23 protein-coding genes are annotated in these 24425 nt (G+C 72.7%); 5 read left to right on the top strand and 18 right to left on the bottom strand.

Annotated elements, in window-relative coordinates:
- The first annotated feature begins 337 nt into the window (after positions 1–337).
- On the top strand, positions 338–2992 hold the full coding sequence (locus ACGFI1_RS24420; protein ID WP_392788129.1) for a LuxR C-terminal-related transcriptional regulator: 2655 nt from the start codon (positions 338–340) through the stop codon (positions 2990–2992).
- Between the two features lie 52 nt (positions 2993–3044).
- Here the strand turns inward: ACGFI1_RS24420 and ACGFI1_RS24415 are convergent, their stop codons facing one another.
- Together ACGFI1_RS24415 and ACGFI1_RS24410 are read right to left on the bottom strand one after the other, a co-directional pair.
- On the bottom strand, positions 3045–3287 hold the full coding sequence (locus tag ACGFI1_RS24415; RefSeq protein WP_386873096.1) for a hypothetical protein: 243 nt from the start codon (positions 3285–3287) through the stop codon (positions 3045–3047).
- Between the two features lie 47 nt (positions 3288–3334).
- Positions 3335–3550, bottom strand: coding sequence for a DUF308 domain-containing protein (locus ACGFI1_RS24410; protein ID WP_392788128.1), 216 nt, complete (start codon positions 3548–3550; stop codon positions 3335–3337).
- A 277-nt stretch (positions 3551–3827) separates the two neighbouring features.
- On the opposite strand from ACGFI1_RS24410, the gene ACGFI1_RS24405 reads away from it, so the two are divergent.
- Both ACGFI1_RS24405 and ACGFI1_RS24400 read left to right on the top strand, forming a co-directional pair.
- The gene (locus ACGFI1_RS24405) at positions 3828–4280 is read left to right on the top strand and encodes a DUF7144 family membrane protein (RefSeq protein WP_387078100.1); all 453 of its coding nucleotides are present in this window, start codon (positions 3828–3830) and stop codon (positions 4278–4280) included.
- Between the two features lie 62 nt (positions 4281–4342).
- Positions 4343–4867: a hypothetical protein gene (locus ACGFI1_RS24400; protein ID WP_392788127.1), complete on the top strand. Its 525-nt coding sequence runs from the start codon at positions 4343–4345 to the stop codon at positions 4865–4867.
- Positions 4868–4876: 9 nt separating this feature from the next.
- Here the strand turns inward: ACGFI1_RS24400 and ACGFI1_RS24395 are convergent, their stop codons facing one another.
- Both ACGFI1_RS24395 and ACGFI1_RS24390 read right to left on the bottom strand, forming a co-directional pair.
- Positions 4877–6487: an MFS transporter gene (locus ACGFI1_RS24395; RefSeq protein WP_392736375.1), complete on the bottom strand. Its 1611-nt coding sequence runs from the start codon at positions 6485–6487 to the stop codon at positions 4877–4879.
- Between the two features lie 85 nt (positions 6488–6572).
- Positions 6573–7973 carry a DUF2252 domain-containing protein gene (locus ACGFI1_RS24390; RefSeq protein ID WP_392788125.1) on the bottom strand — a complete coding sequence of 467 codons (1401 nt, stop codon included), beginning with the start codon at positions 7971–7973 and terminating at the stop codon, positions 6573–6575.
- A 281-nt stretch (positions 7974–8254) separates the two neighbouring features.
- On the opposite strand from ACGFI1_RS24390, the gene ACGFI1_RS24385 reads away from it, so the two are divergent.
- On the top strand, positions 8255–8674 hold the full coding sequence (locus tag ACGFI1_RS24385) for an SHOCT domain-containing protein (protein WP_392788123.1): 420 nt from the start codon (positions 8255–8257) through the stop codon (positions 8672–8674).
- A 92-nt stretch (positions 8675–8766) separates the two neighbouring features.
- Here ACGFI1_RS24385 and ACGFI1_RS24380 read toward each other — a convergent pair whose 3' ends face one another.
- The 14 genes from ACGFI1_RS24380 to ACGFI1_RS24315 all read right to left on the bottom strand — a co-directional run bounded on the left by ACGFI1_RS24380 (position 8767) and on the right by ACGFI1_RS24315 (position 23147).
- Complete coding sequence (locus tag ACGFI1_RS24380; RefSeq protein ID WP_392788121.1) at positions 8767–9912, bottom strand: hypothetical protein; 1146 nt, start codon at positions 9910–9912, stop codon at positions 8767–8769.
- Positions 9912–10295 carry a RidA family protein gene (locus ACGFI1_RS24375; protein ID WP_392788119.1) on the bottom strand — a complete coding sequence of 128 codons (384 nt, stop codon included), beginning with the start codon at positions 10293–10295 and terminating at the stop codon, positions 9912–9914. Before ACGFI1_RS24375 ends, ACGFI1_RS24380 begins: the two co-directional genes overlap by 1 nt.
- Before the next feature lie 10 nt (positions 10296–10305).
- Complete coding sequence (locus ACGFI1_RS24370; protein WP_386873110.1) at positions 10306–11256, bottom strand: sugar kinase; 951 nt, start codon at positions 11254–11256, stop codon at positions 10306–10308.
- Positions 11253–11894, bottom strand: a complete 642-nt coding sequence (locus ACGFI1_RS24365) for a bifunctional 4-hydroxy-2-oxoglutarate aldolase/2-dehydro-3-deoxy-phosphogluconate aldolase (protein WP_392736364.1) — start codon at positions 11892–11894, stop codon at positions 11253–11255. Before ACGFI1_RS24365 ends, ACGFI1_RS24370 begins: the two co-directional genes overlap by 4 nt.
- An 11-nt stretch (positions 11895–11905) precedes the next feature.
- Positions 11906–13117 carry an alanine racemase gene (locus ACGFI1_RS24360; protein WP_364549726.1) on the bottom strand — a complete coding sequence of 404 codons (1212 nt, stop codon included), beginning with the start codon at positions 13115–13117 and terminating at the stop codon, positions 11906–11908.
- Complete coding sequence (locus ACGFI1_RS24355) at positions 13114–13932, bottom strand: IclR family transcriptional regulator (protein ID WP_386873116.1); 819 nt, start codon at positions 13930–13932, stop codon at positions 13114–13116. Before ACGFI1_RS24355 ends, ACGFI1_RS24360 begins: the two co-directional genes overlap by 4 nt.
- Positions 13929–14663, bottom strand: coding sequence for an MBL fold metallo-hydrolase (locus ACGFI1_RS24350; protein ID WP_392788117.1), 735 nt, complete (start codon positions 14661–14663; stop codon positions 13929–13931). The genes ACGFI1_RS24355 and ACGFI1_RS24350 overlap by 4 nt, the downstream gene beginning before the upstream one ends.
- On the bottom strand, positions 14660–15796 hold the full coding sequence (locus tag ACGFI1_RS24345) for a M20 family metallopeptidase (protein WP_392788114.1): 1137 nt from the start codon (positions 15794–15796) through the stop codon (positions 14660–14662). The genes ACGFI1_RS24350 and ACGFI1_RS24345 overlap by 4 nt, the downstream gene beginning before the upstream one ends.
- On the bottom strand, positions 15796–16752 hold the full coding sequence (locus tag ACGFI1_RS24340) for an ABC transporter permease (protein WP_392788113.1): 957 nt from the start codon (positions 16750–16752) through the stop codon (positions 15796–15798). Before ACGFI1_RS24340 ends, ACGFI1_RS24345 begins: the two co-directional genes overlap by 1 nt.
- Positions 16752–17696 carry an ABC transporter permease gene (locus ACGFI1_RS24335; RefSeq protein ID WP_387078123.1) on the bottom strand — a complete coding sequence of 315 codons (945 nt, stop codon included), beginning with the start codon at positions 17694–17696 and terminating at the stop codon, positions 16752–16754. The genes ACGFI1_RS24340 and ACGFI1_RS24335 overlap by 1 nt, the downstream gene beginning before the upstream one ends.
- The gene (locus tag ACGFI1_RS24330) at positions 17689–19299 is read right to left on the bottom strand and encodes a sugar ABC transporter ATP-binding protein (RefSeq protein ID WP_392788110.1); all 1611 of its coding nucleotides are present in this window, start codon (positions 19297–19299) and stop codon (positions 17689–17691) included. The genes ACGFI1_RS24335 and ACGFI1_RS24330 overlap by 8 nt, the downstream gene beginning before the upstream one ends.
- Before the next feature lie 2 nt (positions 19300–19301).
- Complete coding sequence (locus tag ACGFI1_RS24325; RefSeq protein ID WP_386873128.1) at positions 19302–20354, bottom strand: ABC transporter substrate-binding protein; 1053 nt, start codon at positions 20352–20354, stop codon at positions 19302–19304.
- Positions 20355–20423: 69 nt separating this feature from the next.
- Positions 20424–21986, bottom strand: a complete 1563-nt coding sequence (locus ACGFI1_RS24320; protein WP_392788107.1) for an N-acyl-D-amino-acid deacylase family protein — start codon at positions 21984–21986, stop codon at positions 20424–20426.
- Positions 21987–22553: 567 nt separating this feature from the next.
- Positions 22554–23147, bottom strand: a complete 594-nt coding sequence (locus ACGFI1_RS24315; RefSeq protein ID WP_387078131.1) for a TetR/AcrR family transcriptional regulator — start codon at positions 23145–23147, stop codon at positions 22554–22556.
- A gap of 60 nt (positions 23148–23207) precedes the next feature.
- Here ACGFI1_RS24315 and ACGFI1_RS24310 point away from each other — a divergent pair, with 60 nt between their 5' ends.
- Positions 23208–24398 (top strand): MFS transporter, encoded by a 1191-nt coding sequence (locus tag ACGFI1_RS24310; RefSeq protein ID WP_392788105.1) that lies wholly within the window; start codon positions 23208–23210, stop codon positions 24396–24398.
- Positions 24399–24425 lie beyond the last annotated feature (27 nt).

Here is a 24425-nt window from a genome sequence, read left to right as displayed (position 1 = left end):
GGCGCGGGGGGGGGGGCGGGGTGGGGGGGGCGGGCCCGCTGCCCCCCCCCCCCCCCCGTCCCCCGCCACCCCCCCCCGCCCCGCCGCCGGCCCCCCCCCCCCCCCCCCCCCCCCCCCCCCCCCCCCCCCCCGCGACGGGAGGCGGGCCTGGGCATCCGGTGACCTTGGCCCAAGGGGTGGGTCGTCGCCGAGGGAGCCGCGACGGTGCTCCGGTCCCTTTCCATACATATTGGTTTGCCGTAGATAAGCGCAAAGATTCCGCTAGGTACCGTTATGTGCGACTTTGTTGCTTTTCCGTTCTCTTGTGGGGCCTCTTGCACGTGGGGGAGGAGGCATCATGAACGAAGCCTTGCCGCAAGATCCTGCTTCGGATCGTGAGCGTCCCAGGGCACCGTCGCCGATCTCGGCGGCGAAGGTGCGGGTGCCCGGCCGCCGCAGCTGGTTCATCACCCGGCAACGTCTGATGGAGCGGCTCGAGAAGGGCACGCGGGGCCCGCTCACGGTCGTGACGGGACCTCCCGGCGCGGGCAAGTCGGTCGCGGTGGCCTCCTGGGCGACCACGGGGCGCCGGCCCGGGCCGGTCGCCTGGGTCTCCCTGGACGAGGCGGACCACCGTCCGGCCGCGTTCTGGAGTCTCGTGGCCGCGGCGCTGGAACACGCGGGACTGGCCGATGTCCCCCGGCCCTCGGAGCGCGGGCACGACATCTTCTGTGCGCGGCTCATCTTCGCCTTGTCCGGCCGTGCGGCCCCCGTCGTCCTCGTGCTGGACGATTTCCATCCGCCGGCCGGCTCCGATCTCGCTCGCGACGTGGCGCGCGTCCTCAAAGGGGCCGGTCCGGTGCTGCGTCTGGTGCTGATCTCCCGGACCGACCCGCCCCTTCCCCTGCACCGCTACCGGCTGACCGGTGAACTCGTCGAGATCCGGAGCGCGGATCTGGCCTTCGACGACGGCGAGACCCGCACGCTGCTCGCCCACCACGGGGTGCCGGCGACTCCGGCCTCGGTCAGTGCCCTGCGCGAGCGGACCGAAGGGTGGGCGGCCGGTCTGCGGCTGGCCGCCATGACGATGGAGGGTCATCCGGACCCCGACGGCTTCGCCGCCGCGTTCGCCGGGGACGACCACGCCGTCGTCGACTACCTCGTCGCGGAGGTGTTGAACGTGCAGCCCCCCGCGGTCCGCCGGCTGCTGCTCAGGCTCAGCGTCGTGGAGAGCTTCGACGCGGAACTGGCGGCAGAGCTCGCCGGACCGGACACGGGTGAACTGTTCGCGAATCTGGTGCGCGAGAACGCCTTCGTCCTGCCGGTGGCCCATGGGTGGTACCGCTTCCACTCGGTGCTCGGTGCGGCCCTGAACCTGACGCTGCGCCAAGAGCATCCGGCGGATGAGGCCATGTTGCATCGGCGTGCGGCGGAATGGTTCAGCCGCACCGGGTCGCTCGAGGAGGCCGCTCGGCACGCGGTGCTGGCCGGGGACCCGGCCTACGCCTCCCGGCTCATCGTCGACGGTCTGGCGATCGGCCGTGTGCTCGGCCTGTCGGACGGCCGGGCGATCCTCCCGCTCTTCGGCGATCTCCCGGACCGCGCCCTCGCCGGAGCCGCCGGACCCGAGCCGCATCTGGTGGCCGCCGCGGTTTCGCTGGACCAGGGGGACGACGCAGGCCGCGCGGCGCACCTGACCCGGGCGGAGCGCCTTCTGGCGGAACTGCCCGACGACCAGGCGATCCCGGCGCGGCTGGCGGCGGGGCTGATCAGGCTCGTCGCCGCCTGCCCGGAGCGGCAGGCGGACCTTCGCGACCTCGTCCACGACCTGGACCGGTCGCTGGACGCCCTCCCGTACGGGGCGCAGCACGACCTGCCAGAACTGGACGCACTGGTCGGCTACGCGCACGGCCTCCTGGAACTGCGCGCCGGGCGGCTCCGGCGGGCCGAGGAGGAGTTCGAGCGCGCCCTGCCCGCCGCCGAGGCCGGCGGCGATCTCCAGCATCGCCGGTGCCTGGGCGGGCTCGCGCTGGCGGGGGCGCTCCAGGGCGGCTTCCGCCGGGCGGCCCGGCTGATGTCGGCGGCGGCGCAGCTGCCCGAGATCTCCACCGGTCCTGCCGGGCGGCGGGTCGCGGCCGTTCATCTGGCGTGCGCTTGGGTGGCACTGGAGGAGGCCCGCCTGGACGAGGCGCGGGACGAACTGGACAAGGGCCGGGCGGCGAACGCCGACTCTCCCGACGCCCTCCTCTCCGCCCTGCATGACCTCCTCACCGCGCGTCTGGACGTGGCCGCCGGCCGGCCCGACCGGGCGCTGGCCGTGCTGGACGCCATCGGCGGGGACGCCGCCGGCATGCCGTGGTTCCGGCGCCGGGTGCGGCTGGCCGAGGCCGAGGCGCACCTCGCGGGAGATGCGCCGGAGGAGGCTAGGAATGCCGCCCGCGACGCCGGCGGTGCCGAGGGCGCGGTCGCGCTCGCCCGCGTCCATCTGCATGAGCGGAACGCGGCGGCGGCGTCCCGGGCGGTGCGTCCCGTGCTGATGGAGCCGTCCGCACCGGCCGCCGTCCGGGTGGACGCGTGGCTGCTGGACGCCTGCCTGGCCTACCGGGAGGAGGACCGATCGCGGGGCCGCCGCTCGCTGGAGCGCGCGCTGCGGCTGGGCGAACGCGAGAAGATCGGGCTGCCGTTCGCCAGGGCGCGCGGCTGGCTGCTCCCCGTGCTGCACCGGGATCCGGAGCTTTTCCAGCCGCACCGGCGGTTCCTCGGACAACTCGGCATGGGAGTGCTCCCTGACCGCCGAGAAGCCGCCGCCCCCGCCGTCGTGGGGTCGCTGAGCAAGCGGGAACTGGAGGTGCTGACCCTGCTCTCCAAGATGCTGACGACGGAAGAGATAGCCACCGAGATGTACCTCTCGGTCAACACCGTGAAGACCCATCTGAGGAACATCTACCGCAAGCTCGCGGTGACCCGCCGGGGCGAGGCGGTTCGCCGCGCACGCCGGTACCGGCTGCTGTGACCCCGTCCTGAAGCGTGCCCGTCCTAGAGCGTGGACGTCCTGAGCTCGCGGGTTAAGGCGGAGCGGGCGGGAGCCGACGCACAGCGACCAGCTCGAATCCCAGCGCCTGGACCCGGTCCAGGATCCCGTACAGGGCCGCCTGGTCCAGTCCCCGGCCGCGCAGCACCGTCTCGCCGGGGTTGAGCGTGACGCTGAGCTCCTCGAAGGCGAGCCGGAGCGATTCACCGACCCGCCCCTTGATCCTTATCTCGTAGTCCCACGTCGCATGCGGTGCGCCGTGGCCCCATGCCGGCACGTCGCCTCCTCTCGGCCCGCCGGTCGCGGGATCGCGGGATCGCGGCATCACCGTGCGGACGCGGCCTGCCGGCCGGCGTACCGGATCCACAGGGTGACGAGGACGGTGATGACCCCCCAGGTGATCAACCAGAGGCCGAACAGCCAGGTCAGGGCGACGAGACCGGCGTCCGGATAGGCCAGGACGACGATTCCGGCGAGCACTGAGAGGCAGGCCATGACCAGCTCGGTGCCGCGTCCCGGCCGGTCCTTGTCCGAGAGCATCGTGACCTGCCTGCGATCAGAGACGGTTCCTCCCGTCCTCGGGGATGTCGTCGACATCGTCACTCCCTCCACGTCCTCGTACGGCGTCTGGACTCCGGCCCCTGGACGGCTCGTCCGTCCTGGCTGGAGCCGGTACCGGAATGACACCGTTTCCGCAGATCGGGTCGCATCCTCCGCGGCGGGTGATTGAGGCTTTTCCAGTTCACCCGCCGAGGGTGAGCCCACAGCACCGCCGCCGGGTGATTCTGCGAGTGATCGATGGAATGAGGAGGTTCACATGTCACAGCGGATTTCCACCCGGCCGGGCCCCGGTGCGGACACCGAGCCCGCCGGCGGCTGGGCGACCGGCTTCGCGGTCTTCGCCGGCGTGATGATGGTGCTGATCGGGTCGTTCCAGGCCCTGCAAGGGCTGGCCGCGATCCTGCGGGACCAGTTCTACGTCGTCACGCCCCGCTACGTGTACGACTTCGACGTGTCCGCATGGGGGTGGACGCATCTGGGGCTCGGCATCCTCGTCGCCGTCGCCGGGTTGTTCGTCTTCACCGGCCACGCGTGGGCCCGGGCGATCGGAGTCGCCTTCGCCGTGGTGAACGCGATCTCCCAGTTCCTGTTCCTGCCCTACTACCCGGTGTGGTCGGTGGTCATGATCGCCTTGGACGTCACCGTGATCTGGGCGCTGTGCGTGTACGGCCGGCGTGCCGCCGAACATGCGGGCTACCCGCGACGGTGACGCTCCGCGGAAGACCGTCCGCCGAGCGGCGCGCGGAACCGGCCTGATGCGGGGGTGGCCCAGTGGACGGGCGGCGGGTTGACGAGCGGCGAAGGACGGGCGGGCTCGACGATAGGGAGCGCGCGGACTACGCGGGGGCCGTGTACGGGTCGCTGCTGGCCGCGTCGGTGGTCGTGGGGGCGAGCCCCCGGCAGGAGCCGGCGTCCGCCCCGACGCTCATCGCGCTGCTGCTCGCGACCGGGCTGGTCTTCTGGCTGGCGCACGTGTACGCGAGCCTCGCCGGCGACCGGCAGCACGGCCTGCGGGTGAACTGGCCGGAGATCCGGTCGGTCGGCCGGCGCGAGTGGCCGCTGGCTCAGGCGGCCGTACCGCCCGCGGCGGCCGCCTTCGCCTGCTGGGCCGCCGGCCTGTCCGACGGTGCGGCCGCCTGGACGGCGCTGTTCACGGCCCTCGGAGGGCAGGTCGGATGGACCGTGGCCGCGTGGCGGCGGGCCGATGCCGGCGTCCGGCTGATCGTTGTGTCGGGAATGGTCAACCTGGCTCTCGGCCTGCTCATCGTCGCGCTGAAGGTGGTGCTCACTCACTGACGGCGCCGGTCATCGCCGCCGGCCGCGGCCGGCGGCTCCGTTACCGGGCGCGGTCGGCGTGCGCGGGAGGTCGCGGGTGAACGCCAGCGAACCCAGGACGAGCAGCGCGGTGGCCAGCAGCCCCGCCTTCAGCGACAGGATCTGCGCCTTCCCGTAGTTGTCGACGAGGGCCTCGGCGGTGGCGCCGTCGAGGCCCGCCTTCCGCGCGGCCGCCTGGATCTGGCCGGTGGCGACGAAGTCGACGCCGCTGCCGGCGGCCACGCCGACCTGCTCGGCGACCTGCGCGCTGATGCGCTCGTCCTGGCCGACCTTCGACACGAACGCGCCGGTCAGGCCGGCGAGGACGATCGCTCCGATGAGCGCGATGCCGAGCGAGGAGCCGAGCTGCTGGCCGGTGTACTGCAGGCCGCCCGCCTCCGCCCGGCCGGACGTGCCGACGGAGGACTGCACCAGGTTCCCGAGCTGGGAGACCATGAGTCCCATGCCGGTGCCGAGCGCCCCCATCGAGAGCGCGAAGGCGAGGCCCGCCAGGTCCGGCCGCACGGTCGCCATCAGTGCCAGGACCGCTCCGCCGGTGAGCACCAGGCCGGCCCGGACGATCGCCCGCACCGACAGCCGCGACGACAGCCGGGATCCGGCCGCGGAGGCGACGAACATCATGACGGAGACGGGCAGCATCCTGACGCCCGTCTCCAGCGCGTCGAGGCCGAGGACGAGCTGCAGGTACAGCGGCATGACGAAGAAGACGCCCATGAGGATGAGGTTCTGGGTGAACAGGCCGATCAGCCCGGCCCGGAGCGGCGGCGACTTCAGCAGGTCGAGGTGCAGCAGGGGATCGCCGGCGGCGTTCTCGCGGTGCCGCTGCCAGGCCGTGAAGGCCCAGAGCAGCGTCCCGCCGAGCGCGATGACGAACAGCGTCGGCGAGAGGCCGAACGGTTCGACCGGGGCGTCCTTCGGCCGGACCCAGCCCCAGGTGCTGGACTGCAGGGTGCCGAGCACGATCGTCCCGACTCCGCAGGCCGACAGCGCGGTGCCGGCGAGGTCGAGGCGGGGAGCCGGGCGGCCGCGGGCGGACTCCGCCAGCAGGCGCGCCGCCGGCAGGATGAGCAGGACCAGCACCACCTCGCCGACGAAGATCACCCGCCAGGTCAGCTCGGTCGTCGCCCAGCCGCCGAGAATCGGCCCGACCGCGATCCCGGCGCCCGCGACCCCGCCGATCACGGCGTAGGCGGCCGCGCGCTCGCGTCCCGTGAAGTTGTCGGCGACCAGGGCGACCAGTGCGGGCAGGACCAGCGCGGCGCCGATGCCCTCCAGTATCGACCAGCCGAGCGCGAGCACGGCCAGGGTCGGGGCCGCCGCGGTCAGCGCCGATCCGCAGGCGTAGACGACCAGCCCGGTGACGAAGGCGCGGCGCCGGCCGATGATGTCGCCGATCTTGGCGCCGGTCAGCATGAACATCGCCATCACCAGGCAGTACAGGGTGATGACCGCCTGGATCGCGGGGACCGTCGTGTCGAAGTCGTCCACCAGTGTGCTGATCGAGACGTTCATGACCGACTGGTCGAGGACCATGACGAACTGCGCGGTCGCCAGTGCGAGCAGCGGCCCCCATCGTCCCATCGCGTGCCTCCGATACGCCGTATCCCTCGCCGCCCGTACTCCGCCTACCCGCGTTACGCTCCCGGTGCTTCCCGCAGGTGGCCTGTCATGCGGCTTCGGCAGGGACTCGGCCGGCGCGCGCTGCCTCGGCGAGGGCCTCGCGGTCGCGTTCGTTCTGGTCGGCGTAGGCCTCGGCGAACACGGCGAGTACCCGGTCGAAGACGTCGCCGCGGCCGAGGTAGGCCCCGATGGCGATCGGATCCCCGGAACGGGCGTGCGCGCGGGCCAGCGAGGCACCGCAGATCCGGCCGAAGGCCGTCATGATGTCAGGCGTCATGGTCTCCGGCCGGGCGATGCCCTTCCAGTCGCGCAGTTGGCGGACGTAGAAGTCGCGGCGCCGGCCGTCGATCCCCCGGGCGGTCTCCCAGCCGAGGAAGATGTCGCTCGCGGCCTGCATCAGCCGCTGTCCGGCGACGACACGCTCGCCCTGGTTGGCGTAGCCTGCCGGGCCGGTGTACGGGGCCAGGACCGACGCGCCGGCCTCCTTGGCCTGGAGCAGCAGCGGATCGTCGTCATCCCGCCCCAGCATGAGGACGATCCAGCAGCGGGTGCCCACGCTGCCGACCCCGACGACCTTGCGCGCCATGTCGGCCACGCGGTAGCGCCCGAGCAGGGCCCGCCGCTCGGCGGAGAGGCTGCGGCCGTAGTCCTCGATCAGCCGGCGCAGCATCTCCGCCGTCCCGGCGCCCTCTTCCCCGGGAAGCAGGTCCCGGACCGGAGTGACGAGCGGCGGGTCGGGGACGATCCGCCGCACGCCCCCTTCCAATCGGGTCAGCTTCGCGAAGGCCTGCAGGTTCGTCCGTGTGCGTGCCCGGTCGGCCGCCGCGGAGAACCGCCGGCGGGCGCCGCCGCTCAGCCGGTCCGCCCGGATCGAGTCCAGATCGTCGGCGCTGTCCTGCGCGTACCAGATGTCGAGGATGCGCATGCGGGCGAACTCGCGCATCCGCTCCCGGTAGCTCCGCACGCACGCCCGGACGGCGGCGGCGCGCCGCCGGGCGGAGAACCCGTTGGCGCGGCCGGCGATGGCCAGGCTCGCGGCGAGCCGCTTGACGTCCCACTCCCACGGGCCGGGGAGCGTCTCGTCGAAGTCGTTGATGTCGAAGATCAGGTGCCGCTCGGGGGAGGCGAGCAGCCGGAAGTTCAGCATGTGGGCGTCACCGCACAGCTGCACCGTGATCCCGGTGTGGGGCGCGGCGCCGAGATCCGACGCCATGATCGCCGCGGCGCCCCGGTAGAAGCGGAACGGCGACTCCAGCATGCGGCCGTAGCGGAGCGGCACCAGTTCCGGGACCCTCGCCGCGGACTGCGACTCCAGGATGCCGACCGGATCGGGTCGCTCGCCGTGCTCGAACCGCTCATGGCTCGAACGGGGCACCTCGGCGCGCGCCCGCTTCCCGTAGGCCGCCCGCTCCGCCGGAGTCCGGACGGCGGCACCGATGGTGGTCATGGGCGGAACCCCTCTCGTCAGAAGCACGAACGGCATCCTCGGCGACGCCGTAGACGGGCCGCTTCACCCGCATGGGGTGAGCCCCGTCCGCCGACAGGAGCCGTAACCGAGTCCCCCTTGGGGACGGCCTTCCCGCAGTGACGCCGGCCTACCGTCGAGGCGCGCGGAGCGATAGTGCGCTGCTCTTGCGAAAAGCCACCCGCTGCGGGTGATGCGGCGAGATGAGGGCCGCGAGGAGCATGGCCGCATCAGATGCGGAGGCGCACGACAGGAGGATCACCATGAACGAGCTCGCCGGCTCCATCGCCGCAACGGACTATCCCCTGCTGAACGTCTTCTGGACCATGCTCTGGTTCTTCCTGTGGGTGCTGTTCTTGATGCTGATCTTCAGGATCATCGCCGACATCTTCCGCGACGACCGGTTGAGCGGCTGGGGCAAGGCCGGATGGTCGATCTTCGTGATCGTGCTGCCGTTCCTCGGCGCCTTCGTGTACCTGATCGCACGCGGCCGGGGCATGGGCGAACGCGACCTCCGAGCGATCCAGAAGCGCGATGAGGAGTTCCGCGCTTACGTCCGCGAGACCGCCGGCACTTCCGAGCCAACGAGCACCGACGAGTTGGTCAAGCTCGCCGAGCTCAGGAAGCACGGTGACATCAGCGAAGTGGAGTACCAGCAGGCCAAGACCAGAGTCCTCACCTGACCGGGCTGCGGAGGTTACGTTGGCGGCAGGCTGCCAGGAACGTTCTCGTATGTCAGGACCGTGATCCGGGCGTGCATGGCGTCCATGATGCCTTAGGTGCGAGGAATGCGGGCCAGGGTCGGGAGCGAAGTCAGGCCGTAGGCGTAGTAGTCGACGGCGTCCGCGCCGGATGCGCGGGCCGCGGTGACCTTCGCCGCGAGGTGGTCGGCCGACGCCGTGTCCGGATGGCCGGGGCGCAGGACGGTCCGAAGCGCCGGTTCGGGGCCGAGAGCCTCGCGGTAGGCGGCCACGTCCTCGGCGACGCGAACCGTTTCGCGGGCGTAGCAGAGGATCGCGTAGGACGGGACGGCCGACGCCAACGCCGTCGGGTCCACGCCGATCCGCCAGGCGGAGGCGGCGGCCGGGGGACCGGTGGGACGGCCGTCGGCGTAGCCCAGGACGGCACCCGTGAGGTCGATGAACGTCAGCTGGGAGCCCTCCGCCGACACGGCTTCGGCCACGTCGGCGGCCAGGGACGTGACGATCGGTGCGCGGGCCCGGGCGTAGGCGGTGAGGACGTCCGGGACGTCGCTCGCGGGCGGGCCGCCGTCCAGAACGGTGGTCGTCAGGCGGGCGGCTTCCGCGCGGGCCTCGGCGGCGTGCGGGATGCGGGCGACGCAGGAGGGGCAGAAGCACAGGCCAAGGGCGAACTCGGCGGCCGGGCCCAGGTCCACGAAGGAGCGTTCGTGGTGGTAGCCGTGGCCGAACGTCCCGAAATGCAGGGATTCCGCGACGACCGTGTCGACGCCTTGGCGGGCGATGGCGCGTCCGAGGGCGACGGCGTAGGCGCGGACGTCCGGGTTGGACGGGCACAGGTCCGCGGGTGCGGCACGGTCGCCGAAGCAGTTCTGATGGGTGACGTCCGGAAAGGCCAGACCAAGGGTGGTGTTGTGCAGGAAGACACCCCAGCCGTGCAGCGCGGCACCAAGCCGGTGGGTCTCCTCCCGAAGGGTTCGTATGGGGTCGCGCGCGGCGTCCTTCTGTACCGGTGGCTGGAGGCGAAGCCCGTCGAAGAGGTCGCCAGGAGGGAAGTGGATTCCGTCATGGCGAAAGGTGACACGGCTGGTGCCGTGCGGGGTCACGTCTCTGGCGCGGTGGTAGGCGGCCCCGATGGTGATGGACGAGACGTTGTGGGAGAGGATCCGCGCGGCGTCCGCGCCGCGCAGATCCTCCACCATCACATAGAGGGACGAGTCCATCAGCTCTTCTTGTAGGCGACGAAGTCGATCTCGACCAGGATGTTCATCAGGGTCGAACCCACGGTCGTGCGCACCGGGTAGGGCTGCGTGAAGTGCTCCCGGTACACCTCGTCATAGGCGGCGAAGTCGCGGTGGAGGTCCTGCAGGTGGACGGTCGACTTCACCACGTCGTCCAGGCCCAGCCCGTGCTCGCGCAGGATCGCGGCCAGGTTGGCGAGGACCTGCCGGGTCTGCGTGGCGACGTCAGCGCCGACGACCTCGCCGGTCTTCGGGTCGAGCGGGCCCATCCCCGAGGTGTACACGAAATCGCCGACCACGAGGCCCTGCGAGTAGGTGCCGGCGGGCGGGGCGGAGTCCGCGCTGCGAAGTTCGCGCTTGCTCATATCTGTCTCCTCATCGGCTGACGTTGTCTTCGGTGGTCTTCAGGAAGTCCAGGTCGGCGCGGCTGGGCAGGCCCTCCCAGTCGCCGCGGACGGTCACCGCGTACGCGCCCGCCGCCGTGGCGGTGGCCAGGCGGGCGGCGACCGGCAGGCCCCGGGCGAACTCCGCCAGGTAGCCGGCGGCGAAGGCGTCGCCCGCGCCGACCGGGTCCACGACGGGCACCTTGTGCGCGGGCTGGACGTGCAGCGTCCCCGCGCAGTACGCGACCACCCCGGCGGCGCCCCGCTTCACCAGGACGTCGCGCGGCCCCAGCGCGGCCAGCGCCGCGGCGAGCCCGGCCGGGTCGTCGCCGGGGACGACCAGCCGCGCCTCCTGCTCGGTCGCGAACACCAGGTCGGCGCGTTTGACCAGGTCGTGCAGGCATTCACCGGCCTCGGCCGGCGTCCAGAGCGCCGACCGGTAGTTGAGGTCGAGCGAGACCGGCACGCCCGCGTCGCGGGCCGTCTCGACGGCGTCGTCCACGGCCCGGCGGGCGGTGTCGCTGATCGCGGCGGTGATCCCGGTGACGTGCAGGACGCGGGCGGAGCGGATCAGGTCGTGCGGGACGTCGGCGGGGCTCAGCCGCGATCCGGCGCTGCCCGTCCGGTAGTACTGGACGCGGGTCAGCGTCCCCGACCGGCGCTCCTTGAACAGCAGCGCGGTCGGCGCGGACTCGTCCACCACCGTGTGCCCGAGCCGGACGCCCTCCCCGGCGAGCGCCGTGGTGATGAGGCGGCCGAACTCGTCGTCGCCGACGCGGCCGAACCAGGCGGCGGTGCCGCCGAGGCGGGCGAGGCCGATCGCCGTGTTCGACTCGGCGCCGCCGATGCCGAGGTCGAGGGAGCGGGCGTGCCGCATCGGCCCGACGACCGGGTTGTCCAGCCGCGCCATGGTCTCGCCGAACGTGACGAGATCGACGCTCATCGGGCGGCCTCCACCGTCGCGAGGAGGCGGCGCGCGCGGGAGGCCAGGGCGTCGAGGGAGCCGCCGTCGAGGGCGTCGCCGATCAGCGAACCGCCCGCGCCGACGGCCACGGCGCCCGCCGCGATGTAGTCGGCGGCGTCGTCCGGGCCGATGCCGCCCGTCGGCAGCAGCAGGACGTCCCGGAACGGTTCCGCCAGGGCGCGCAGGTGGCGCGGGCCGAACGTGCTCGCCGGGAAGATCTTGACGGCGGTCGCGCCGAGGTCCCAGGCGCGGGCGACCTCGGTCGGCGTGAGCGCGCCCGGGTAGTAGGCGACACCCGCGTCACGGGCCACGGCGGCGACCTCGGCGTTCGTGTCGGGGGCGACCAGGAACGACGCGCCCGCGGCGACGGCGGCCTTCGCCTCCGCCGCGGTCCGGACCGTGCCGGCGCCGAGGTCGGCGTCCCCGGGCAGCCGGTCGCGCGCCGCGCCCAGGGCGTCCAGCGCGCCCGGGGTGTTCAGGGTGACCTCCAGGCAGCGGACGCCGGCGGCGGCCAGGACGTCCAGGACGTCGGCGACGCGGTCGGCGCGGGTGCCGCGGACGACCGCGACCACTCCGGTCGCCGTCAGCGCGGCGCCCGGCGCCATGCGGGGCATCATTGGGCGTCCTCTCAGAAGTACGTGCGGATCAGGTCGATGACCGTGTGGTCGTCGTCCACGACGGGGATGACCTGCCACTTGTCGAAGGCCGTGCACGGGTGGGAGATGCCGAAGCAGATCAGGTCGCCGGGGCGCGGGGCCTGGTCGCCGAACGCCACGTAGGCGTGGTGGTCGTTGGTGTCGGTGACGCTCAGCCCCTCGGCCGGGACGATCGTGCCGTCCGCCCGGCGGAGCTTCAGCGGGACGGGCAGCCCGGCGTCGTAGGGGGCCTCCCGCTTGCCCATCCCCACGATCGCGAGGCCGGGCTCCGGCACGGACGTGACCTGCGCCCAGATCTCCAGCGCCGCGTCCAGCGACCCGGGCACCCGGGTGAACGGCGTCTTCCTGGTGTAGATGCCGTCGTCGTGCGACACGTAGGCGCCGCTCCGCAGGACCACGGTGAGGTCGTGGCCGGGCAGCCAGTCGCCCGCGAGCTGCTCGGCGACCTGGTCGAAGTAGGCGCTGCCGCCGGCGGTGACGACGACGTCGCGGGGGAGCAGCGGGGACAGCGCGATCGTCGCGTCGCGGAGCGCCCGCAGGTACGCGGCGGCGGACGGGACGTCCGGCAGCCCGCCCTCGTATCCGGCGACCCCGGCGAGTTCGGCGCCGGGCGCGGCGGCGACCGCGCGGGCGACCCCGGCCAGTTCCTCGACCGTGCGGCAGCCGGTGCGCCCGCCGGGGTGGCCGAGTTCGACCAGCACCCGGAACGGACGCTCCCCGGCCGCGGCGGAGATCGCGGCGACGCCCTCGGGTGAGTCCGCGTACAGCAGGAACTCCATGCCGCGGTCGACCTCGCCGCCCAGCCAGCGCAGCGCGGTCGGGTCGAGCAGCTCGTTGGCCAGCAGGATCCGGGGGACGCCGAACGTCCGGTAGGCGAGGACCTGGTTCGCGGTCGCGGCGGTGATCCCCCAGGCGCCGGCGTCCAGCTGGTCCTGGAAGAGCGACGGGGCCATGGTCGTCTTGCCGTGCGGCGCGAACGCCAGCCCGTGCTCGCCGCAGAACGCGGCGAGCGCCGCGATGTTGTGGTCCAGCGCCGACCGCCGCGCCACCATGACCGGCCAGGTGAACGGGCCGCCGAACAGCGGATGGCGGGCGGCGGCGAACTCCTCCAGCGGGACGGCCCGCGGCTGCCACAGGCCCTTCGTCCGCCAGTCGGCCTGCTCGTTCGGGATGGTGAGGTTCACGGCTGGTTCCCTTCGTCGTTGCGGCGGCGGCGCGGCCGGGACGAGCCGAGCACGCGGGAGATCTCCAGGCCGGTCCGCGCCACCATCGGACCGACCTCCCGGACCCGCGCCGGCGTCATCCGGGACGTCAGCCCGGACACGCTCAGCGCGCCCACGGCCCGGTCGGTGTGGTCGAAGATCGGCGCCGCGACGCACCGCACCTCCGGCTCGTTCTCCCGGTCGTCCACGGCGTACCCGGAAAGGCGTACCCGTTCCAGTTCGGCGGCGAGGCGGGCCGGGTCGGTGATCGTCCGCTCGGTGCGCGGCGGCATCCCGGCGGCGACCACGAGCTGGAAGTCGTCCTCACCGAGCCAGGCCAGGATGGCCTTGCCGACGGCCGTCCGGTAGGCGGGCATCCGCATCCCGACCCGGGACGCCATCCGGACGTTGTGCTCGTTCTCCACCTTGTCGATGTAGACCACGTCGGGCGCCTCGTAGACGACGAGGTGGCAGGTCTCGCCCACGACGTGCTGGAGGCGGCGCAGCGGGTCGGCGGCGACCGCCCGCATGTCCAGCGTCGACAGGTACGCCTGGCCGAGCCGCAGCGCGCCGTGCCCGAGCCGGAACCAGCCGGTGTCCCGGTCCCGGGTGAGGAGGTCGCCGTCGATGAGCGGCTGCGTGAGCCGCAGCACCGTGCTCTTGCTGATGCCGAGGTCGTCGGCGATGCGGGTCAGCGAGATGCCGCGTGCGTCGGCGTGGTCGCGGACGTGGTCGAGCACCGCGAGCGCGCGGCGCAGCGACGACGACTGGTTGCGGGGCTTGGCCTCGTCGGTCATGTGGTGCTCCCCGGAAGCAGGCCGCGGCCGAGGACGTCCCGCGCGGCTCGCAGGTGCCGTCCCGCGCGGGCGAGCGATATCTCGTGGTGGCCCGGCAGCAGCATGTCGACCTCCAGGCCGGCGAGCCGGGCGAGGCTCGCGGCGTACTCCGGCACCCGCGCGTCGTGGAGGTTCTGCAGCGAGATCCGTCCGCCGGTGAACACGCAGTCGCCGGAGAACAGCGCTCGCCCTTCGGGCGCGTCGAGCAGGTAGCAGATGTGCCCGTCCGCGTGCCCGGGGGTGGCGACGGCCCGCAGGACGACGCCCCCGCCGAGGTCGACCTGCTCGCCGTCCGCGATGGGACGCACCGCCGGGCACGCCGCGAACGCGTACTCGTCGGGGTAGACCCCGGCAGCCTTGCCGCGGTCGACGCTGAGCAGCTGCTCGTCGCCGGACGCGATCCATTGGTCCGCCGGTGCCCCCGCGCGAACGGCGATCCCCTCCACGCTCCGCGCCAGCTCGGCGGCGCCGCCCGCGTGGTCGGCATGCCCGTGGGTGAGCAGCAGGTGCCGCTCGCCCGTCTCGCCGCGCAGCCGCTGGGCGAACTCCCGGGCGGACGCCCCGGCTCCGGCGTCGATCAGCGCCGCTCCGGACGGCCCCCGCACGAGGTACACGTGGCAGTCCAGCGGATCGGTGAGGTCGAACCCGGCCGCTCCGCTGCCGATGAGGTCGATGTGCTCCGTCAGCTTCACGCCGCACCCCCGTCGAGGGACCGGACGGTGTCGACGACCAGCCTGGTGGCCAGGTCCACGTCGGCGAGCGCCACCGATTCGTCGGCGGAGTGGGCGTCGGTGATCGAGCCGGGGCCGAAGACGACCGAGGGGATGCCCGCGCGCGCCAGCTTGCTCGCGTCGGTGCCGAACGGCATGCCCTGGACGGCCGCGGGATGCCCCGCCGCCTCCAGCACGCGGCAGAGCGCGGCCGGCACCGGGCTGGACGCCGGGGTGTCGAGGGCGTAGTCGACGGTGAACGGCTCGTCCACCTCGATCTGACCGGGAAGGAGGGCGGTCAGCTCGGCGCGGTCGCGGCGCCACACGTCCAGGGGGTCCTCGCCGGGGAGGGTGCGGCGGTCGATGTCGATCTCGCAGCGTCCCGGAACGGTGTTCGGCCCCTCACCGCCCCTGATTCGGGTGACGCAGCGCGTCGCCGGCCCCAGCAGGGGATGCGGCGCGACGTCCGGCTCGGCGGAGGCGATGTGGTCGATCACGCGGGACATGAGGGTGACGGCGTTGACGGCCTCGTCCGGCCGGGAGCTGTGCCCGGCCCTGCCCAGCGCGCGGACGGTGTAGCGGACGCAGCCCTTGTGCGCGGTCGCGGGCACCAGCCCGGTCGGCTCGCCCACGATCGCGCCCACCACCGGCATGTCGCCGAGGTCGGAGATCAGGCCGAGGACGCCCTGGTAGGCGTGCTCCTCGTCCATCACCCCGGCGAGGACGACCCCCGTCTCCGCCGGGTCGGCGGCGAGCTCGACCGCCGCCCGCATGAACGCCGCGAGGGGTCCCTTGGCGTCGCAGGCGCCGCGGCCGTAGAGGCGGCCGTCCCGGATCGTCCCGGCGAACGGGTCGATCGACATGCCGGTGGTCTCGACCGTGTCCAGGTGCGATTCGAGCAGCACCATGCGCGGCCCGCGCCCCGGCACGGTCGCGACGACGTTGGGACGTCCCGGCAGCACCTCCCGCAGCTCGGCCTCGATCCCGCGGCCGGCCAGCCAGTCGCGGACGTACTCGGCGATCGCCGCCTCGCCGAACCCGGGCCCGGAACCGGCGCGCGGGTTGACGCTGGCGGTGCCGACCATGGCCCGCAGAAGCTCCCCCGAGGACGTCATCAGGACCGCCGTTCCCTGGCGTAGGCGAGCAGCAGCGCGATGATGAGCAGCCCGAGCACGATCTGCCGGACGCCCTCCGACACGTTCCACGCGGCCAGCAGCGCCGTCAGCAGCGTCAGCAGCAGGGCGCCCGCGACCGTCCCGAGGACGTGCCCGCGCCCGCCGAGAATGGACGTCCCGCCCAGCACGACCGCCGCGATCGACAGCAGCTGGTACGGGTTGCCCATCGTGAGCGAGCTCGTGGAGGTGAACCCGAGCAGCACCAGCCCGGACACCCCGGCGAGCAGCGCGCACGTCCCGTAGGCGATGAACGCGGTGCGCGCGAGCGGCACCCCCGACGCGCGCGAGGCCCGCTCCCCGTTGCCGAGCGCGAACACGTACCGTCCGACCCGGGAGGCGTGCAGCAGCCAGGCGGCGACCGCGGTGATGGCGATCCACAGGACGAACGCGAGCGGCACCCCCGCGACGCGGTCGTTGGCGAACGACGCCAGCAGCGGCACCTTCGCCGACTTCGGCGACCCGTCGGTGTACACGAGCAGCGCGCCGGCGACGATCGTGCCGGTGGCCAGCGTCATCACCATCGGCGGCACCCGCAGCCAGGTCACCCCGGCCGCGTTGGCGATCCCGACGAGGACGCTCGCGAGGAGCGCCGCGGCGATGCCCGCCGTCCCGCCCGAGCCGGACGCGACCTGCGCGCACACGACCGCCGACAGCGCGACGACGCCCGACACCGACAGGTCGATGCCGCTCATCATGATCACGAGGGTCTGGCCGACGGCGACGATGCCGAGGAACGCGGCGGTCTGCACCAGGTAGCGGACGCTGGAGACGCTGTCGAAGCCCTTCGCGAACAGGACCGCGGCGATCCAGGTCACGATGAGCACGCCGAACGCCCAGGCGGCGCGGTTGTCCCGCAGCACCCTCGGCACTGCGGCGGCGCGCGGTAGCGCGGTCATCAGTCCGTCCTCTCCCGGGTCGCGAACGTCTTGACGGCGATCGCCACGATCAGCACCGCGCCCTGCATGATCAGCTGGTAGAAGGGCGACAGCCCGGTGAACAGCAGCAGGTTCGTCAGCAGGCCGATCAGCAGCGCGGCCAGGACGGTCGCGCGCATCTGCCCGACGCCGCCGAAGAAGCTGACCCCGGCGAGCACGGACGCGGCGATCGAGTTGAGCGTGTACGGGGCGCCGATCGTGGCGTCCCCCGAGCCGGTCTGGACGGCGAGGCCGATCCCGGCGAGGCCGACGAAGACGCCGGCCAGCGCGTAGGCGGAGATCTTCACCTTCCGCGTCGCGATGCCGCTGGCGTAGGCGCCGTGCTCGTTGCCGCCGACCGCGTACAGCGAGAGCCCGAACCGGGTCGTCCGGACGACCTTCCACAGCACCAGGACCAGGGCGATCGCCAGGAACGGCAGCGCGATCCCGTTCCAGCCGTTGTTGTACGCCTTGACCAGGCCGGCCGGGACGCCGCCGCCCGGCTGGGGGAGCACGACGAGCGTGACGCCGCCCCACAGGAACGACGCGGCCAGCGTCACGATGATCGGCGGCAGCCCCGCGTACGCGACGAGCACGCCGTTCGCGGCCCCGGTCGCGGCGGCGGCCAGCAGCGCCAGCACGGCCGCGAGCACGACGCCGTCCTCCGCCCGCACGGCGAACACCGCCATCGCGAGCGCCAGCACCGAGCCGAGCGACAGGTCGATGCCGCCGGCCAGCATGACGGTGCTCTGCCCCATCGCGGCCAGGATCAGCGGCAGGAACTGCGCCGACAGGATCGTGATCGACGCCGGGGTGAACACCTCGGGGTCGTAGTGGCTGTAGACGGCGAGCAGGACGATCAGCAGCGCACCGAGGCCCGCCACGTCCACGTTGCCGCGCAGCGCCCCGGTGAGGCGGTCAGGCATGCGCCACCGTCCCGGTCACGGAGGCGCGGACCAGCCGCTCCTCGGTGAGGTCGCCGCCCGACAGCCGGTCGACGACCGCGCCCTCGTACATGACGGCGACCTCGTCGCACAGGCCGACCAGTTCCATGGTGTCTCCCGAGGTGACCAGCACCGCCACGCCGCCGTCGGCCAGCCGGCGGAGCAGGTGGTAGATCTCGCGCTTGGTGCCGACGTCGATGCCGCGGGTCGGCTCGGCCAGCAGCAGCACCCGCGGCTCGGACGGCAGCCAGCGGGCCAGCGCGACCTTCTGCTGGTTGCCGCCGGACAGCCGGCGCGCCTCCTGCTCCGGCCCGGCCACCTTGATCCGCATCCGCTCGATGAGGTCGTCGACCAGCCGGGCCTCGGCGCCGCGGTCGACGGTGGTGAGCCGCCGCGCGGGCGTGACGACGTCGAGGTTGGTGAGGGACAGGTTCGCCCGGACGGTCTGCGCCACGTGCAGGCCCTCGACCTTGCGGTCCTCCGGCACGTAGGCGATGCGGGCGCGGATCGCCGCGCGCGGTGACCCGAGGCGGGCGGGGCGCCCGTCCAGCTCGATCCGCCCGGTGTGCCGGACGAGCCCGAACAGCGCGCGCAGCACCGCCCGCTGCCCCTGGCCCTGGAGCCCGCCGAGGCCGATGATCCGGCCGGGTTCCAGGTCGAGGTCGACGCCGGCGCAGGCGCCGGGGACGGTCAGCCCCCGCGCGCTCAGCACCGGCCTGCCGGCGAGGACGGGTGTCGCGTCCGTCGCGGCCTTCTTCTCCTCGGCGATCTCCTTTTCGGAGGGAATCGCCGCGATCTCCGCCGCGACCGGGCCGGCCGCGGTCCCCGGCGGGACCGCCCCGGCCTTCGGCGGGAACAGGTCGGACAGCTCCCGGCCGATCATCAGGCGCACGATGTCGTCGTGGTCGGTCTCCGCCCGCTCCCGGGTGGCCATGACCGCGCCGTCCTTCAGGACCGTCAGCCGGTCGGCGATGGCGAACAGCTCGCCCATCCGGTGGCTGACGGTGATCACGGACGAGCCCGCCTCGCGCAGCTCGTCCACGACCTCGAACACGCTCTTGACCTGGTCGTCGTCCAGCGCGGACGTCGCCTCGTCCAGGATCAGCAGGCGCGGGGAGGACGCGAGCGCCTTGGCCAGCTCGACGAGCTGCTGCTGGCCGAGCGGGAGGCGCCCCGCCCGGGTCAGCGGGTCGGCGTCCAGGCCGACGCGCTCCAGCAGCGGCCGGGCGCGCCGGGCCAGGTCGCGGCGCAGGACGAGCCCGCGCCGCGCCGGCCACTGGCCGAGGAACACGTTCTCGGCGATGGTCTGATGCGGGTTGAGGCTGAGCTCCTGGTGCACCGAGCCGATCCCGACGGCCCGCGCACGGTGCGGCGACCAGTCGCGGACGGGTTCGCCGTCGTAGACGACCCGTCCGGCGTCCGGCGCCAGCAGCCCCGTGATGAGGGACAGCACGGTGCTCTTGCCCGCGCCGTTCTCGCCCACGAGCGCGAGCACCTCACCGGCGCGGACGTCGAAGCTCACCTCGTGCAGCACGCGGTTGCCCGCGAAGGACTTGGAGACCCGCTCGACGGCCAGGAGTGTCATGGCTACTTGCCGATCAGCTTGTCGATCTCGGACTGCGGCAGGTCCTGGATGGGGTAGGAGTCGTCCGGCTGGTCCGCCTTGACGTACTGGGCCAGGTTCTCGTTGGTGATCCTGGGCAGCGGCACGGTGATCTGGTTCGGCACCGTCGCCCCGCCGGCCTTCGCGACCGCCGCGCGCAGCGCGATCACGCCGAGGTAGTTGGGCTGCGCCGTGGACAGCGAGGAGAACCCGGCGTCCTTGTTCTGCTGCCACAGCTTCAGGAAGCCGTTGTAGTTCTCGCCGGTGATCGGCACGAGCTTCTTCTTCTGCTTGACGAGCGTCTGCAGCGCCGCCGCCGACAGGGCGCCGCCCTGCGAGAACACGCCGTCGATGTCGGGGTTCGCGGAGTACGCCGAGGCGAACGCCTGCGCGGCCGGGGCCAGGTTGTACTCGCTGTGCACGTTCGAGACGACCTTGATGCCGGGGTACTTCTTCAGCGCCTCCTCGGCGCCCTTCCAGCGCTGCTCGCTGACCGCGACGCCGGCCGGCCCGTTGAACGCGATGATCTTGCCCTTGCCGCCCAGCGTGTCGCCGAGCCACTGGCCCATCATCCGGCCCCACTCGGTCTGGTCGGTGCCGACGCGCACGACCTTCTCGGAGGTGACCAGGCTGTCGAAGTTGGCGACCGTGATGCCCGCGTCCGCCGCCTGCTCCAGCGCCGGGTTCAGCGCCGTGGACGACCCGGCGTCCACCAGGATGACGTCGTACTTCTGCTGGATCATCGCCCGGATCTGGGCGATCTGCTGGGAGGTGTCGCCGTTGGCGTTGAACACCTGGTAGTCGGCGACCTTGCCGTCCTGCTTCAGCTTCGCGACATCGTCCTTGATCATCTTGTCGGTCTGCTGCATCCACGACGGGGTCAGGTAGATCGTGGACCAGCCCACCTTGAGGGCCTTGGACTTGCCGGCGCCGCCGGACGAGCCGCCGTCGCCGGACTCGACACCGCAGGCGGCCGTGGCGGTCAGCGTGCCCAGCGCCGTGACGGCCACGATGGCGCGCGTGAACCTACCGATCATGGATGGACTCCTTGTGCTGGTCCGGAGCCCGAGCGGGCTCCGGCGAACTGGGCGGGGGGGCGTTCTGGGTCAGGCGGGTGTCAGGGCCCGTCCGGGCGGCTCGTGGGCCGCCGCGAGAGCGCCGTCTCTGAGGACGGCCACGCCGTTGACGACGACGTGTTCCACGCCTTCGGCGGGCACCCTGGGTCTTTCGTAGGTGGAGCGGTCGGTGACGGTGGCGGGATCGAGGACGACGAGGTCGGCGGCGTACCCCGGCTCGACGCGGCCCCGGCCGGCGAGCCGGAAGCGGTCGGCGGCGCGGCCGGACAGATGCACGGCGGCCTGCTCCCACGTCCAGTCGCCGAGGTCGCGGACGTGCCGCCCGAGCAGCCGGGCGAAGGCGCCCCAGCCGCGCGGATGCGGATGCCCGCCCTGGTAGATGGCGTCGGAGCCGGTCGTCTGGGCGGGGTGCTTGAGCAGCGCCCGCACCGACTCCTCGCTGTTGGTCGGCGGCTGCCCGAACACGCAGCCCGCCTCCAGTCGCGTCGCGACGAGCAGGTCGCAGCAGAACTCGCCAGGGGCCTTGCCGGCCTGCGCCGCCGCGTCCGGAAGGGCCATGCCCTCGGCCCAGCGGTACTCGTCCGCCGGGACGTGCGACAACGTGATGCGCGGCCACACCTCGGGCCGGTGCGCGAACCACTCCCGCTCCAGCCGCAGCCGGACCGCCGGGTCGGCGAGCGCCTCCAGCGTCCCGTCCAGGTCGGCGATTGGGAGCCAGCCCGGCAGCGTGACCAGCGTCAGCGTGCTGGACCCCCGCAGGTAGGGGTAGTTGTCGAAGGTCAGGTCGATGCCCTCGGCGCGCGCGTTGTCCACGAGCGCGACCAGCTGGTCCTTGGGGCCGTGGTAGTGCGACACGTGCGGGGCGACGCGTCCGGCGCGCGAGATCTCCAGCACCTCGGCCATCGCCGTGACGGCCTCCGACTCGTACCCGCGCATGTGCGTGACGTAGGGCAGCCCCGCCGCGCCGACCGGCTCGCACAGCGCGGCGATCTCGGCCGCGTCCGCGTAGGCGCCGGGAACGTACTCCAGCCCCGTGGACAGCCCGGCCGCGCCCTCCGCCAGCCCCCGCTCGACGTGGGCGCGCATCGCGGCCAGCTCGCCGGCCTCCGGGGCCCGCCGCGCGGTCCCCATGACGCTGTGCCGGATGGTCCCGTGGGGGAGCAGGTAGACGGTGTTGAGCGGCGTCCTCCGGTCGTATCCGGCGAGCAGCTCGGCGACCGAGACCGGCCCGTCGCCCAGGCCCGGATGGACGCCGTTCACAGGAGCGAAGTACCGGCTGACGTACCGCAGCGTCGCCGCGCTCGCCGGGGCGTAGGACACGCCGTCCTGCCCGAGCACGAACGTCGTGACGCCCTGCCGCAGCGCGGCGTGCTGCACGTCGGGGTCGAACACGGCCGCGTCACCGTGCACATGGGTGTCGATGAAGCCCGGCATGACGTACCGGCCGGTCGCGTCGATCTCCTCGGCGGCGCGCGCGCCGTCCAGGAGGCCGACCTCCGCGATGCGTCCCGCGGTGACGGCCACGTCCGCGCGGCGGCGCGCGGACCCGGTGCCGTCCAGCACCGTCCCCCCGCGAACCAGCAGATCGTACATCGGACCTCATTCACCCCAGGGGCCACGTAACCGGACGTCTGTGCCGGTAGTCGTGGAGGCTAGGGCGCGCGCCAACCCCCGCACCAGATTCACAACACATGATTTTGCACTGCAAAACTACCCGCTGACCTGCACGGTTACGCTGAGGCCCGCAACGGGCGAGCCGGCCTGGGCTACCGGACGACCTCACCCGGACCGCATGGGCCCTCTGGCCGACGGGGCCGGGCGGAGCCTGCAGAGGGCTCGTTGGTTGACCGATGGCGCAGTCCGCGCAGAACTCGATCAGGCCGTTGCTCGCACTGATCGCCACATGCCGTTCACGGCTTTCGCAGGATGCCGCCGTATTCGCAGACGTCTCGTCCCATCTTGGAGGCGCCGACGAACTGGCCAGTTCGTCCGGGGACGGGCGGCAGGGGCGGCTGGTCGGGGTCGGGGCGCCAGCGCAGCAGGTTGACCAGTGCTCTTCGGCGGCCACCATGCGCTCCCGGCCCGATGCAGTTGCCCGACCAGGCAACGGTAACCGCCGTCTCCGACCTCGCCCCCGGTCTTCGACAGTCCCGTCGAGTATTACCCGGTTGAGGTGGTTGCCGTCCAGGAGTCGGCGAGCTTGCAGAGGTCGTCGAGGGCGGCTTCGACGCGGGTGTGGTCGCCGGTGATCAGCAGGTCGGTTTGCAGGCCGGCGTAGGCGCTGTTGAGGTAGGTCGCTTTGATCATGGCTTCGCGGGGATCGAGTCCGCGGGCGGTCAGTGCCCCGGCGACGAATTCGGCCCGCTCGGCCAGGAACTTGGGCACCTGGCCGCCGAGGCGCCCGGCGGCCGCCAGTCCCTCGATCTCGTGGATCAGGCGAGTGCAGGGAAGGTTGGCCGGCCTGAGATGGCGGTGCCAGGAGTCGCGGACGATCGATCCGATGCCCCGATCGGTGTCGTCCCAGCCTTCCGTCGCGTGGAGTTGCTCATGCTGGATCTCGTCCAGACGTGCCAGCAGAGCGGCCAGCAGCGCGTCCTTGTCGGCGAAGTGATGGGTGAGCACGCGCGTGCTGTGGCCTAGCGCCTGCGCGATCGGCCGGAAGGAGAATCCGCTGGACAGCCCGGTCTGGGCGAGGTGGTCCAGAACCGCGTCAAGGATCTCGGTGCGGCGGTGCGGGTCGCGGGGTCTGGCCACTGGCGGCGCTCCTGGCTCGGTTGGTCGGAGTTAAGGAAACACATGTTACGTTAACGTCCCATGGATGTCACACGCCGCCGCGCGTTCGCCGAGCCCTGGCTTCTCGCGCTCGCCATCACTGCTCTCGCCCTGCAGACGGACGACTTCGTCATCGTGGGGGTGCTGCCGTCCATCGCGCACGACTTACAGGTCAGCGAGGCGGCAGCCGGCCAGTTGGTGAGCGTCTTCTCGGTCATGTGCGCGGTGATCGGGCCGGTGGCCGCCGTCGTCACCGCTTCATGGCCTCGGAAACGCCTGCTCATCGGCGGCCTGCTGCTGTTCTGCACCGCCAACTTCGCCGTTCCGCTCGCCGCGTCCTATCCGGCCTTGATGGCATTGCGGATCCTGGCCGCATTCGCGGCTGCGGTCACCCTGCCCACCGTGTTCGCAGTCACGGCTGCGCATTCCCCGCCTGAACGGCAGGGCCGCCACCTCGCCACCGTCATGACCGGGCTGACCGGTGCCGTTGTCATCGGAGTTCCGCTGGGCACCTGGACCGGTGCGGCATTCGGATGGCAGGCCACCTTCGTGCTCGGCGGCCTTCTCGGCCTGATAGCGCTGGTCTGCGTGGGCCTGGCGGTGCCAGACGTTCCGCCCTCGCCGGCCGCCGGCCTCGCTGAGCGACTCAGCCCTCTGGCACGTCCCGCCGTGCTGTGCGTTCTGCTCGCCGCTGTCGTCGCGGTGCTGGGAAACCTGCTGTTCCAGACCTATCTCGCGGCCTTCCTCCACGACGCGGCGGGCGTGACGCCGGCCATGCTGGGCGGTCTGCTGGCATTGACCGGCGCCGCGGGCATCGCTGGAGCGCGTCTCAGCGGTGGGCTTGTCGACCGGTTCGGCTCGGGACGGGCGTTCACCACCGCGGCGGTGGTCTTCGTGGCCGCCATGATCGGACTCGCGCTGTGCTGGTCGCTGCGGCCCGCGTACCTTCCCGTCGTCGTTGTCCTCCTGCTGGCGTGGTCGGCCGCCGCATGGGCGATTCCCCCGCCCGTCCAGGCCCGCGTCCTCAAGTTGGCCGGACCGGAGACGGGGCCACAAGCCTTGGCGCTCAGCAGCAGCGCGGTCTATGTCGGAGCCTCACTCGGTGCCGGTCTCGGTGGCTGGCTGCTCAGCACCCACGGCTCTGGCGCGCTTCCGCTCATTGCCGCCGTGAGCGCCCTGGCATCGTTGGCCTTGTTCGCCGGTACCGGACGCCTCGCTGGAGGACGCGGTTAGGGAGGGCCCTCGGGATGGCCGGTTACA

The sequence above is a fragment of the Actinomadura geliboluensis genome, assembly GCF_043197915.1.
GTDB classification, from domain to species: Bacteria; Actinomycetota; Actinomycetes; order Streptosporangiales; family Streptosporangiaceae; genus Spirillospora; species Spirillospora geliboluensis.
This window is presented reverse-complemented; position numbering and strand designations above follow the sequence as displayed.

What these genes read in the sequence shown, in the direction of transcription:
- ACGFI1_RS24420 (WP_392788129.1), top strand. Translation starts at nt 338, where the DNA reads ATGAACGAAGCCTTGCCGCAAGATCCTGCTTCGGATCGTGAGCGTCCC.
- ACGFI1_RS24410 (WP_392788128.1), bottom strand. Translation starts at nt 3,550, where the DNA reads ATGCTCTCGGACAAGGACCGGCCGGGACGCGGCACCGAGCTGGTCATG.
- ACGFI1_RS24405 (WP_387078100.1), top strand. Translation starts at nt 3,828, where the DNA reads ATGTCACAGCGGATTTCCACCCGGCCGGGCCCCGGTGCGGACACCGAG.
- ACGFI1_RS24395 (WP_392736375.1), bottom strand. Translation starts at nt 6,487, where the DNA reads ATGGGACGATGGGGGCCGCTGCTCGCACTGGCGACCGCGCAGTTCGTC.
- ACGFI1_RS24390 (WP_392788125.1), bottom strand. Translation starts at nt 7,973, where the DNA reads ATGACCACCATCGGTGCCGCCGTCCGGACTCCGGCGGAGCGGGCGGCC.
- ACGFI1_RS24385 (WP_392788123.1), top strand. Translation starts at nt 8,255, where the DNA reads ATGAACGAGCTCGCCGGCTCCATCGCCGCAACGGACTATCCCCTGCTG.
- ACGFI1_RS24380 (WP_392788121.1), bottom strand. Translation starts at nt 9,912, where the DNA reads ATGGACTCGTCCCTCTATGTGATGGTGGAGGATCTGCGCGGCGCGGAC.
- ACGFI1_RS24375 (WP_392788119.1), bottom strand. Translation starts at nt 10,295, where the DNA reads ATGAGCAAGCGCGAACTTCGCAGCGCGGACTCCGCCCCGCCCGCCGGC.
- ACGFI1_RS24370 (WP_386873110.1), bottom strand. Translation starts at nt 11,256, where the DNA reads ATGAGCGTCGATCTCGTCACGTTCGGCGAGACCATGGCGCGGCTGGAC.
- ACGFI1_RS24365 (WP_392736364.1), bottom strand. Translation starts at nt 11,894, where the DNA reads ATGATGCCCCGCATGGCGCCGGGCGCCGCGCTGACGGCGACCGGAGTG.
- ACGFI1_RS24355 (WP_386873116.1), bottom strand. Translation starts at nt 13,932, where the DNA reads ATGACCGACGAGGCCAAGCCCCGCAACCAGTCGTCGTCGCTGCGCCGC.
- ACGFI1_RS24345 (WP_392788114.1), bottom strand. Translation starts at nt 15,796, where the DNA reads ATGACGTCCTCGGGGGAGCTTCTGCGGGCCATGGTCGGCACCGCCAGC.
- ACGFI1_RS24340 (WP_392788113.1), bottom strand. Translation starts at nt 16,752, where the DNA reads ATGACCGCGCTACCGCGCGCCGCCGCAGTGCCGAGGGTGCTGCGGGAC.
- ACGFI1_RS24335 (WP_387078123.1), bottom strand. Translation starts at nt 17,696, where the DNA reads ATGCCTGACCGCCTCACCGGGGCGCTGCGCGGCAACGTGGACGTGGCG.
- ACGFI1_RS24330 (WP_392788110.1), bottom strand. Translation starts at nt 19,299, where the DNA reads ATGACACTCCTGGCCGTCGAGCGGGTCTCCAAGTCCTTCGCGGGCAAC.
- ACGFI1_RS24325 (WP_386873128.1), bottom strand. Translation starts at nt 20,354, where the DNA reads ATGATCGGTAGGTTCACGCGCGCCATCGTGGCCGTCACGGCGCTGGGC.
- ACGFI1_RS24320 (WP_392788107.1), bottom strand. Translation starts at nt 21,986, where the DNA reads ATGTACGATCTGCTGGTTCGCGGGGGGACGGTGCTGGACGGCACCGGG.
- ACGFI1_RS24310 (WP_392788105.1), top strand. Translation starts at nt 23,208, where the DNA reads ATGGATGTCACACGCCGCCGCGCGTTCGCCGAGCCCTGGCTTCTCGCG.